Genomic DNA, 11,342 nt, shown 5'->3' with positions numbered 1-11,342 from the left:
GCCCCCCAGCTTTTTCTCCTTTTTTCAACCCACACTCTTCCCCCACCCGCCGTTCGTCCTTTCTGCGGGGTTTAGGGGGTGGGTGGGGGCGCGCGCCGCGACCCGTCCCACATGTGTCTATGTGGAGACAGAAACGGCAGACACAGTGTCGGGGCCGCCCCCGGCGCAGGCGTGGTGGGATGTGCCCGTGGCCGAGACGGCGGAGCGCGCGGCGGCGGTCGAGGCCCGCGAGGAGTACGACCGCAACGTCACGACGCGCCGCCACCACCTCTGACCCCCGACCCGACCTGACCAGACCCGACCCGCACCCCCACCGGCACGAGCCCCACGGCACACGCCCCCACCGCACACGCCCCCGCAGACGCAACAGGAGCTGCCCACATGTCTGACACGAAGTTGGTCCACCACTGGATCGGCGGCAAGACCGTCGAGGGCGTCTCGGGCAACCACGGCCCGGTGACCGACCCCGCGACCGGCGCCGTCACCACGCACGTCGACTTCGCGAGCGCCGAAGAGGTGGACGCCGCGGTCGCCGCCGCCAAGGAGGCGTACGCGAGCTGGGGCACGTCGTCGCTGGCCAAGCGGACCGAGATCCTCTTCCGCTTCCGCGCCCTGCTCGACGCCAACCGCGACGCGATCGCCGCCCTGATCACCGCCGAGCACGGCAAGGTGCACTCCGACGCGCTGGGCGAGGTCGCCCGCGGCCTGGAGATCGTCGACCTGGCCTGCGGCATCAACGTGCAGCTGAAGGGCGAGCTGTCGACGCAGGTCGCGAGCCGCGTCGACGTGTCGTCGATCCGCCAGCCGGTCGGCGTCGTCGCGGGCATCACGCCGTTCAACTTCCCGGCGATGGTGCCGATGTGGATGTTCCCGATCGCCATCGCGTGCGGCAACACGTTCATCCTGAAGCCGTCCGAGAAGGACCCGTCGGCGTCCCTCAAGATCGCCGAGCTGCTCTCCGAGGCCGGCCTGCCCGACGGCGTCTTCAACGTCGTCCACGGCGACAAGGTGGCGGTGGACCGCCTCCTGGAGCACCCCGACGTCGCGGCGGTCTCCTTCGTCGGCTCGACGCCGATCGCCCGCCACATCCACGCCACCGCCTCCGCCAACGGCAAGCGCGTCCAGGCCCTCGGCGGCGCCAAGAACCACATGCTGGTGCTGCCCGACGCCGACCTGGACGCCGCCGCGGACGCGGCCGTCTCGGCGGCGTACGGCTCGGCGGGCGAGCGCTGCATGGCGATCTCGGCCGTGGTCGCCGTCGGCGCGGTCGGTGACGAACTCGTCGCGAAGATCAAGGAGCGCGCCGAGAAGATCAAGATCGGCCCGGGCAACGACCCGGCCTCCGAGATGGGCCCGCTCATCACGGCCGTCCACCGCGACAAGGTGGCGTCCTACGTCGAGGGCGCGGCGGCCGACGGCTGCGAGGTCGTCCTCGACGGCACCGGCTACACGGTCGAGGGCCACGAGAACGGCCACTGGATCGGCCTCTCGCTCCTGGACCGGGTGCCGACGACGGCCAAGGCGTACCAGGACGAGATCTTCGGCCCGGTCCTGTGCGTGCTGCGCGTCGACAGTTACGACGAGGGCGTGGCGCTCATCAACAGCTCGCCGTTCGGCAACGGCACGGCGATCTTCACCCGGGACGGCGGCGCCGCCCGCCGTTTCCAGCTGGAGGTGGAGGCCGGCATGGTCGGCGTCAACGTCCCGATCCCGGTCCCCGTCGGCTACCACTCCTTCGGCGGCTGGAAGGACAGCCTCTTCGGCGACCACCACATCTACGGCAACGACGGCACGCACTTCTACACCCGCGGCAAGGTCGTCACGACGCGCTGGCCGGACCCGGCCGACGCCCCGGCCGGCGTCGACCTGGGCTTCCCGCGCAACCACTGAGAACGGCGCGGGCCGTGGCTCAGCCGGTGGTGTCCGGGCGCGGCGCGCCCGGCACCCGCCGGTCACCGCCGTTGCGGTCCTGCCACAGCCGGTAGACGTCCACGGCGTCCGCGCGCGGTTCGTGCCGCATCGGCAGCCGCCGCTCCTGCCAGGGCTTGGTGAACTCGTCGTAGAACGTGTTCAGTTCGAAGTACTTGCGGTCGTCGACGTAGTGCGGCTCGTAGTCGTCCCGGGTCGCGACGAAGACGACCTCGTCGGGGGAGCAGTAGTAGAGCGCGCCCAGGCACATCGGGCACGGCTGCGCGAGCACGTAGATCGTGGTGCCCGTCAGGTGCTCCGTGCCCAGGGCCCGGCACGCGTCGCGGATGGCGAGCACCTCGGCATGGGCCGTCGGGTCGTGCGACTGCGCGACCTGGTTGGCGCGCTCGGCGAGCACCTCGCCGTCCTTCACGATGACGGTGGCGAAGGGGCGGCCGCCCTCCTCGACGTTCTTGCGGGCCAGATCGATGGTGCGCTGGGAGAAGTCCATGCCTCCAGTCTTGCCGCGCCCCCTCCATAGCGTCCAACACGTGCTGCACATACTTCCTATAGACGCGGCCTATGGGGTGAGCCGCGCGAGGCCCTAGGCTTCCGGCCATGGCCCCCGCCCCCGAACTGCGCCACCTGCGCTATCTGCTCGCCGTCGTCGAGCACGGCACCTTCACCCGGGCCGCCGAGGCGCTGCACGTCTCCCAGCCGACCCTCTCGCAGCAGATCCGCAGCCTGGAGCGGATCGTCGGGGCGGCGCTGCTCGACCGCTCCGGCCGGTCGGCGCGGGCCACCGACGCGGGCGAGGTCTACGTCGCCCACGCCCGCCGGGCGCTGCGCGAACTGGCCGCGGCGGAGCTGGCCGTCCAGGACGTCCGCGACCTCTCGCGCGGGCACGTGCGGCTCGGCGTCACCCCCACCTTCACCGCCTACCTCGTCGCGCCGCTGGTGACCGCGGTGCACGCCCGCCACCCCGGTCTGCGCGTCACCGTCCGCGAGGCGGCCCAGCAGCGGATCGAGGAGGCCCTGCTCGACGACGGACTCGACCTGGGCCTCGGCTTCACCGGCGCGCGGACGGCGGGGATCACCGCCGAACCGCTGTTCACCGAGACGCTCGGGGTGGTGGTGGCGCGGGAGCGGGCGGCGCCCGGGCCGCTCCCGGCCGCGGCTCTCGCGGGGCGGGACCTGGTCCTGCTGTCCGGCGACTTCGCGACCCGGGCCGCGATCGACGCGTACTTCGCCGAGCAGGGCGTCGCGCCGCGGGTCGCCGTCGAGGCGGACTCCGCGCTGGCCCTCATCGACATCGTGCGGGGCGGAGAGCTGGCCACCGTGCTGCCGGACGCCGTGGTCCAGGGCCGCCGGGGACTCGTCTCGACGGCGCCGCGACCCCCGCTGCCGCACCGCACGGCGGCGCTGCTCACGCGCGAGGGCGGCTACCGCTCGGCGGCGGCCGGCGCGCTGACCGCCCTGCTGCGCGCCCAGGTGGCGGAGCGGGGCCTGCCGGCTCCCTGAACCAGGCTCCGGGGTCGGCCGGGGGGTGTCCGTACTGCGGACAAGTTCCGGCAAAGTTCGGCGCGACGGCTGCGGTTCCCGTACGTAGGGGAAGAAACGGGCGTCGCAGCCTCGTGTCGCCGAATGCCTTCGATAACAAGGTCATCAGACGGTTTCATGGCGATGAACTCGCCCCGCTTCCCGAACCGCTGAAGATGCGCGGGAAGTTGATCAGGGTGACGAGTGCGGAATCCGCAGGGAAACGGGCGTTGACGTTCCGGATAGCGGCGGGGTTCCATGACGCCGCCGGGAGCGGACGTACCACTCATCAGCGAAGCCCTTCGGAGGCGATAGCGCTCCCGCCCGAACCACCTGCCGCACCAGTCGATCGGAACCGCTCCATGACCGACACGCTTCGCCCCACCGCCGCCGTCCCGCTCGCCGTGCCGGCAGCCGTGGCCCCGCCCCAGAAGCTCAAGCGTTCCATCGGCGTCGTCGGCGGCACCCTGCTCACGCTGTCGTGCGTGACGCCCGCCTCCACGCTCTTCGTCGTCGTGCCCGACCTGTTCGGCAGCCTCGGCACGGCGACCGCCCTGACGATCGCGATCGGCTCGCTGCTCTGCATAGGCGTCGCGTTCTGCTACTCGGAACTCGGCACGCTCATCCCGAGCGCGGGCGGCGAGTACGCGATGGTGTCGACGCTCGCGGGCCGGCTCACGGGCTGGCTGGTCTTCGTCCTCTCGCTCCTGGTCGTGGTGATCGTGCCGCCGGTGATCGCGATGGGCACGGCGGACTACCTGGCTCCGCTGGTCCACCTCGACCCGTCGGTCGCGGGCGCCGGGGTGATGCTGCTCGCCACCCTGGCGGGCCTGCTCGACCTGCGGGCCAACGCCTGGATCACCGGCATCTTCCTCGTCCTCGAAGTCATCGCGGCGGCGCTCGTCGCGGTCCTCGGCTTCGCGCACGCCGAACGCGGCGCGGGCTCGCTGGTCTCGATGCAGGTCGCGGGCGACGGCGGCCACACGGACACGGTGACGGCGATGCTGGTGGTGTCGGGCCTGGCCATCGCCCTCTTCGTCACCCAGGGCTTCTCGACGGCCGTCTACCTCTCCGAGGAGCTGGAGAACCCCCGTACGTCGGTGGCGCGCACCGTCCTGGCCACGCTCGCCATCTCCACGGTCATCATCCTGGTGCCGGTGGTCGCGATCACGATGGGCGCCAAGGACCTCTCGGCGCTCACGTCCGGGGACATCGGCGGCATGGTCGAGGCGTGGTCGAACTCGGCGGTCGGCACGTTCGTCTCGCTCTGCGTCGCACTCGCGATCATCAACGCGGGCATCGTCATGGTCATCCAGAACTCCCGCGTCCTGTTCGCCTCGGCCCGCGACAAGGCGTGGCCGGCCCCCGTCAACCGGGGCCTGGCCAAGCTCGGCCGCTTCGGTTCCCCCTGGGTCGCCACACTGATCGTCGGCGTACCCGGCGCGGCCCTGTGCTTCGTCGACCTCGACACCCTGTACGGCGTCACGGGCGTCTCCGTGACCGGCATGTACCTCCTGGTCGCGGTGGCCGCGCTCCTGTGCCGCCGCGGCGCCCACCGCGACAAGACGGCGTGGCGCATGCCGCTGTGGCCGGCCGTCCCGGTCGTGCTGATCGCGGTCATGGCGTACATCCTCAGCCAGCAGGAGACCACCTACCTCGTGTGGACGGGCGGCATCACGGCCGTCGCGACGCTGTACTGGGCGCTGTACCTGCGGCCGCGGCGGGCCACGCGGTGGCTGCTGGAGATTCCGGAGGACGAGCAGGGGTAGGGGCGCGGAGGCGCGAGGGTTGCGGGTACGGGGGGCGGGGGTACGTTTTCACGCCACTCGTGCTGCGCGGGCCCGGCTCGCGTTGCGATCGGCAACGGGGCGATGTGAGGATGCCGGGCATGGTGGGCACCGGGGGAGACAGAGAGACGCCTGAGCACATATGCCGGTCCGGCCGCGACGGGGCCCACGTATGACCGGCGGGGGCGGCGAGGGTGGCAAGGACCTCAAGGCCGAGGGGCTGGGCCTGATCGCGAAGGGGCTGACCGAGGCGCTCGGCGAACTCAGGGAACTCGGCATGGTCGGCGAGGCCGGGGCGGGGCGCGGGTTCTCGGAGCTGGCGCTGTCGGGCCTTGAGCTGGGCGTGGAGAACGTGACCGCATCCTTCCACTCGTTCTGCGAGCGCTGGGAGTGGGGCGTGCGCTCACTGATCAACGAGGGCAACGCTTTCGCGGAGGGCGTGGGCCTGTCGGCAGGCACGTACTACGAGACCGACCACTACGTGGAGAACGCGCTGAAGGTCGGCGCCAACTCCCTGATCGGCAACCCGTACGCCACCGAGGGTGAGGTCACCGAGAAGAGCTGGGGCGAGATCGGCTCCGAGAATCCGGTCACGATGTTCCAGAACCCGGACTTCAGCGGGGAGTCCTGGGCGGCCGCCAACGCCAACGTGGAACAGGGCTGGAAGGACGCCGGCCGCGACGCCATGACCTCCAAGGGACTGACGTCCCTGGGGATCAGCCCGAACAACCTGCACGGCGCGGCCGGCATCTCGGACGACGAGTACGACCAGTGGATGGACGACACCTTCGGCCCGTCGCCCGAGGAACGGGCGCGGAACGCGGCCGGGGGCGAGCGCTGATGGGCATCCTCGGTGACCTGGGCGACGGCATCAAGGGCGGGATCAACACCGGCCTGAAGGCCGGCGGGGACCTGATCGACGCCGGCAAGAAGAAGGTCGGCGAGGCCGTCGACTACGGCAGCGACAAGCTGGGCGACGGCCTGGACCGCGTCGGCCTGGACAAGGCGGGCGACGTCGTCCACAAGGCGGGCGACCACATAGCCGCCGGCCTCGGCGCCACCCCCAGTGAGCAGGGCCTCGGCCACACCGACGACCCCACCGAACTGGTCCACGGCAACCCCGCCAGGATTCGCTCGACGGCCAAGAACCTCAAGGACTTCGAGACGGCCTTCGACAACGTCGGCGCGGGCATGAAGAAGGTGCGCAGCTCGGGCTGGACCGGCGAAGCGGGCGACGTGTTCCGCCGCAAGTTCGAGCTGCACCCCACCAGGTGGACCCAGGCGGCGGACGCGTGCCAGAAGGCGGCCGCGGCCCTTGAGGCGTACGCCGACACCGTCAAGTGGGCGCAGGACAAGGCGCAGGACGCCATCGACCTCTACAAGAAAGCCGAGCACACCAGTAAGACGGCCGTCGACGCGTACAACAAGAAGGTCGACGCCTACAACGCCAAGATCAAGGCGGACGAGGACCCCGGGCCCCGGCCGGGCGAGTTCCACGACCCGGGCGACGCCCAGCGCAAGGAAGCCGAGGACCGCCTCGCCGATGCGCGCCGCGCACGTAACGAGGCCGCCGACAAGGCGGACACCGCGATCAAGGCGGCCCTCGCCCACGCCCCCGCCGAACCCCCGCCGCTCTCCCAGCTCGGCCACGACCTGGGCGACGGCCTGAAGGCCGCGGACACCGAGCTCACCCACGTCGTGGGCGGCGTGGTGAAGGGCACGGCGGGGTTGGTCAACTTCGCCCGCGGGCTCAACCCGATGGACCCCTACAACCTCACGCACCCGGCCGCGTACTACCAGAACGTCAGCATGACCCTCTCGGGCCTGGTCTCCACGGGCACCCACCCCGACCGGATCGTCACGGGAGCCGTCTCGGCCTTCAAGAACGACCCCTCGGAGTTCCTCGGCACACTGCTGCCGGAGGCGATCGGGACGAAGGGGGCGGGGTTCGCCAGGTCCGGGTTGCGGATGGGGCTGCGCACCGGCGAGAAGACGGCGGTGCGTGAGGGGGAGAACGTGGCCCGGGCCGAGGCACGCAAGAGCCCGGGCGAGCAGGTCGAAGAGCCCAGGGACCGGGTCGAGAAGGACCCCAGCGACCCGATCGACCTGGTCACCGGCAAGATGTACCTGCCGCAGACCGATATCGTCCTGCCCGGGACGCTGCCCCTGGTCTTCACCCGACGCGTCGAGTCCGGCTCCCGCCTCGGCCGGTGGTTCGGCCCGTCCTGGACCTCCACGCTCGACCAGCGGCTGGAGATCGACGCCGAAGGCGTCGTCTTCGTGACCGAGGACGGCCTGCTCCTCACCTACCCGCATCCCGCGCCCGGCGTCCCCACGCTGCCCACGCACGGCAGCCGGCGCCGGCTCCTGGACCGCGTCGACGGCGGATACACGGTCGAGGACCCGCGCTCCGGCCGCACCTGGCACTTCTCCGACCGCGGCGACAACCGAGCCGTCGTGGAACAGATCGACGACCGCAACGGCAACTGGCTCACCTTCGACTACGACGAGGCGGGCACCCCGCTGGGCATCGTGTCCTCCGGCGGCTACGCACTCAAGGTCACCACGGACCAGGGCCGGGTGACCGCCCTCCACCTGGCGGGCGCAGCCCCGGACGGCACCGACCAGCAGATCAGGCGCTACGGCTACGACACCGCGGGCCACCTCACCGAGGTCACCGACTCCTCCGGCCTGCCCCTGCGGTTCACGTACGACGAACGCGGCCGCGTCACCTCCTGGACCGACACCAACGACCGCTCGTACACCTACGAGTACGACGACCAGGACCGCTGCGTCGCCGAGGGCGGCTCGGACGGGCACATGGCGCTGCGGCTGTCGTACGACGAGGTGGACGAGGCGACCGGGCACCGGATCACGGCGACGACCACGGGCGAGGGCCACACCCGTCGCTATCTGATCAACCGCGCCGGACAAGTGGTGGTGGAGATCGACCCGCTGGGGGCGGCGACCCACTTCGTGCGAGACCGCCGCAACCAGCTCCTCTCCCGGACCGATCCGCTCGGCCACACGGCACGCTACGCATACGACGAGGCGGGCAACCTTCGCACTGTCACCCGCCCCGACGGCCGCGAGGCCACCGCCGAGTACAACGAACTCGGCCTGCCGCTGAAGGTGAGGGGCACCGACGGGAACATCCACCGCCAGACCTACGACGAGCGGGGCAACCGCACGTCGACGACCGATGCGTCCGGCCACACCACGCGCTTCGTCCACGACGAGGCCGGTCACCTGACGGCGGTGATCGATCCGGCGGGCCGCACCACGACGGTCCGCAGCGACCGGGCCGGGCTGCCGGTCGAGGTCACCGACCCGCTCGGCGCGGTCACCCGCTACGACCGGGACGCCTTCGGCCGCCCGGTCGCGATCACCGACCCGACCGGGGCGGTGACCCGCCTGGAGTGGACACCGGAGGGCCGGCCGGCCCGCCGCGCGGCCCCGGACGGGACGACCGAGTCGTGGACCTACGACGGCGAGGGCAACTGCACCACCCACACCGACCCGCTCGGCGGCGTGACGCACTTCGAGTACACCCACTTCGACCTGCTCACCGCACGCACGACCCCGGACGGCGTGCGCCACGAGTTCGCGCACGACGCCGAACTCCGCCTCACCCAGGTGACCAACCCACATGGACTGACGTGGAGTTACGCCTACGACCCGGCCGGTCGCCTGCTGTCCGAGACCGACTTCGACGACCGCACCCTCACCTACGCCTATGACGCGGCCGACCGCCTGACCTCCCGCACGAACGCCCTCGGCCGGACCACGTCCTTCGAGCGCAACGCCCTCGGCCAGATCACCCGCAAGGACGCCGACGGGGCCGTCACGACCTTCGCGTACGACCTGACCGACCAGCTCGCGCAGGCCACGGCTCCGGACGGTGGCACGCTCGTGCTGCTGCGGGACCGGTTCGGGCGGCTGAGGTCCGAGACGGTCGACGGCCGTGAACTGTCCTACGAGCACGACGGGTTCGGCCGCCGGGTCGGCCGCACCACGCCCACCGGGGCGACCACGGCCTGGTCGTACGATGCCGCGGGCCGCCGCACCGAGATGACGGCGTCCGGCCGTGCGATCGCCTTCACCCACGACGAGGCCGGCCGTGAACTGACTCGCCGCATCGGCGAGACGGTCACCCTGTCCCACACCTTCGATCCGCTGGGCCGTCTGTCGACCCAGTCGGTGGCGGGCGCGGACGGAGCCACACTCCAACACCGTGCGTACACCTACCGCGCCGACGGCAACCTGACAGCTCTCGACGACCTCCTGAACGGCCCGCGGACCTACGACCTCGACGAGGTCGGCCGGGTCACGGCGGTACACGCGGCCGGCTGGACGGAAACGTACGCCTACGACGCGGCGGGCAACCAGGCGGCCGCCAGCTGGCCCGCGACGCACCCCGGCCACGAGGCGACGGGCGACCGTGCCTACACCGGCACCCGAATCACCCGAGCCGGATCGGTCCGCTACGAACACGACGCCCTCGGCCGCGTCACCCTCCGGCAGAAGACCCGACTGTCACGCAAGCCGGACACGTGGCGCTACACATGGGACGCGGAGGACCGCCTCGTCTCGACGGTCACCCCGGACGGCACGGTCTGGCGCTACACGTACGACGCGCTGGGCAGGCGCACGGCGAAGCTCCGCCTGAACGCCGACGGTGAGACGGTCGCAGAACGGGTCACCTTCACCTGGGACGGCACGACGCTGTGCGAACAGACGACGCGTAGCGACGAGTTGCCGGCCCCGGTCGCCCTCACCTGGGACCACCGGGGCCTGCACCCCATCGCCCAGACCGAACGTCGCCTCGCGACGGCGGACGCCCCGCAGGACGAGATCGACACCCGCTTCTTCGCGATCGTCACCGACCTCGTGGGCACGCCCAGCGAACTCGTCGACGAGCGGGGCGAGATCGCGTGGCGCACGCGCAGCACGCTGTGGGGTACCACGGCCTGGAACAGCGACGCGCGGGCTTACACGCCGCTGCGCTTCCCCGGCCAGTACTTCGACCCGGAATCCGGCCTCCATTACAACTGCTTCCGTCATTACGATCCTGAGACTGCCCGATACCTCACCTCGGACCAACTCGGCCTCGCTCCTGCGCCGAATCCATCCCTTTACGTAACAACCCCCCACACTTCCACAGATCATCTGGGGCTAGCGCCCGATGCATGCCCGAACAATGTTGCGCTCGGCCTTCGAGAGGAGGGGGAGCTAAGGAAATTCGCCGAGAGTCGGAATTGGACGCACTTCCTGGATGATAGTAGGGAAGGGGCCCTCGCTAACGTACGCAACGTGGCGCACGAAATGCCGCACGTTAAACTGCACATCGTCACGGACGGTTTCCGCGGTCTCAAGGGGCAGATCACCCATGATGTGACTGAGCTGTTTGAGGCGGCTTATAGGAGCGGCAAGGGTGACAACTGGTACACCACGGAGCGGGAGATGGCTATAGTCGGGGACGCGGTGAGGCTGGAGAGTCGAACTTGGGACAGTATTACTTTCTATCATGGTGGTGAGGTTGTGCACATTCCTCAACCATCATTCCTCGGAGGCTGATCAGGGAAATGGTTAGAATTGCGAATTGGGAGCGCCCGTTCCGGATTTGGCAGTACTCTGTAAGTTATTCGCAACTCTTGCTTCGGAGTGTGAATGTAAACGGGTTCGACTCGCGCATCGATGTAATGTTTTCTAACGTCGAAATGATGCACTTGATTCCGACTATGGAGCATCTGGAAATCGATGAGGCCCCCTTCGGGGAAGTTAGTCTGGTGATCCCCCAATTGGCCCCTCCGGTAAGGGGGCGAATTTTCCTCATTAATGGCGGCAGTTCATACCTGTATGCAACTCATTGCGAGTGGCACGAGGATGACGGTGGTCCTAGGACTCCCTCTCATTTCGGACCTTTGCAGGGGACGAGCTGAATTTTCCTGCCAAGGCGCGGGAACTTACCCCTGCTGGTACCCCACCGCGAAAGCGGAAGCCGTCTGCCCTCGCCGCGTACCACGCCCGCAGTACACCGCGCGCGGACCGTACTACCCCGGGATGCCGGCCGGTTCCACCCGGGGGGTGCCGTGACTGTCGGTGGTG

At 70.1% G+C, this 11,342-nt stretch carries 6 protein-coding genes and 1 pseudogene; 6 read left to right on the top strand and 1 reads right to left on the bottom strand.

The window, feature by feature from the left end; all coding sequences use genetic code 11:
• Both ABZY33_RS30315 and mmsA read left to right on the top strand, forming a co-directional pair.
• A pseudogene (locus ABZY33_RS30315) lies at nucleotides 1–274 on the top strand (hypothetical protein); the annotation flags it as partial.
• 107 nt (nucleotides 275–381) lie between these two features.
• Nucleotides 382–1,890 carry a CoA-acylating methylmalonate-semialdehyde dehydrogenase gene (gene mmsA / locus ABZY33_RS30310; RefSeq protein WP_356494895.1) on the top strand — a complete coding sequence of 503 codons (1,509 nt, stop codon included), beginning with the start codon at nucleotides 382–384 and terminating at the stop codon, nucleotides 1,888–1,890.
• A gap of 19 nt (nucleotides 1,891–1,909) precedes the next feature.
• Here mmsA and ABZY33_RS30305 read toward each other — a convergent pair whose 3' ends face one another.
• Nucleotides 1,910–2,419 (bottom strand): nucleoside deaminase, encoded by a 510-nt coding sequence (locus tag ABZY33_RS30305; protein ID WP_356494894.1) that lies wholly within the window; start codon nucleotides 2,417–2,419, stop codon nucleotides 1,910–1,912.
• A 107-nt stretch (nucleotides 2,420–2,526) separates the two neighbouring features.
• Between ABZY33_RS30305 and cynR the strand changes: the two genes are divergently transcribed.
• The 4 genes from cynR (at nucleotide 2,527) to ABZY33_RS30285 (ending at nucleotide 10,811) form a co-directional block, all read left to right on the top strand.
• Nucleotides 2,527–3,429, top strand: a complete 903-nt coding sequence (gene cynR / locus ABZY33_RS30300; RefSeq protein WP_356494893.1) for a transcriptional regulator CynR — start codon at nucleotides 2,527–2,529, stop codon at nucleotides 3,427–3,429.
• Nucleotides 3,430–3,809: 380 nt separating this feature from the next.
• On the top strand, nucleotides 3,810–5,216 hold the full coding sequence (locus ABZY33_RS30295) for an APC family permease (RefSeq protein ID WP_356494892.1): 1,407 nt from the start codon (nucleotides 3,810–3,812) through the stop codon (nucleotides 5,214–5,216).
• Between the two features lie 190 nt (nucleotides 5,217–5,406).
• Nucleotides 5,407–6,075: a hypothetical protein gene (locus ABZY33_RS30290; protein WP_356494891.1), complete on the top strand. Its 669-nt coding sequence runs from the start codon at nucleotides 5,407–5,409 to the stop codon at nucleotides 6,073–6,075.
• On the top strand, nucleotides 6,075–10,811 hold the full coding sequence (locus ABZY33_RS30285; RefSeq protein ID WP_356494890.1) for a putative T7SS-secreted protein: 4,737 nt from the start codon (nucleotides 6,075–6,077) through the stop codon (nucleotides 10,809–10,811). Before ABZY33_RS30290 ends, ABZY33_RS30285 begins: the two co-directional genes overlap by 1 nt.
• Nucleotides 10,812–11,342: the final 531 nt, after the last annotated feature.

It is taken from the genome of Streptomyces sp. NPDC006552 (genome assembly GCF_040611655.1).
GTDB lineage: Bacteria > Actinomycetota > Actinomycetes > Streptomycetales > Streptomycetaceae > Streptomyces.
The sequence above is the reverse complement of the archived record's forward strand: the minus strand, read 5'-3'. Positions and strand labels throughout refer to the sequence as shown.

Excerpts from the sequence above, each read along its gene's own strand:
- cynR (WP_356494893.1), top strand. The coding sequence starts at position 2,527 with ATGGCCCCCGCCCCCGAACTGCGCCACCTGCGCTATCTGCTCGCCGTC.
- ABZY33_RS30290 (WP_356494891.1), top strand. The coding sequence starts at position 5,407 with ATGACCGGCGGGGGCGGCGAGGGTGGCAAGGACCTCAAGGCCGAGGGG.
- ABZY33_RS30295 (WP_356494892.1), top strand. The coding sequence starts at position 3,810 with ATGACCGACACGCTTCGCCCCACCGCCGCCGTCCCGCTCGCCGTGCCG.
- mmsA (WP_356494895.1), top strand. The coding sequence starts at position 382 with ATGTCTGACACGAAGTTGGTCCACCACTGGATCGGCGGCAAGACCGTC.
- ABZY33_RS30285 (WP_356494890.1), top strand. The coding sequence starts at position 6,075 with ATGGGCATCCTCGGTGACCTGGGCGACGGCATCAAGGGCGGGATCAAC.
- ABZY33_RS30305 (WP_356494894.1), bottom strand. The coding sequence starts at position 2,419 with ATGGACTTCTCCCAGCGCACCATCGATCTGGCCCGCAAGAACGTCGAG.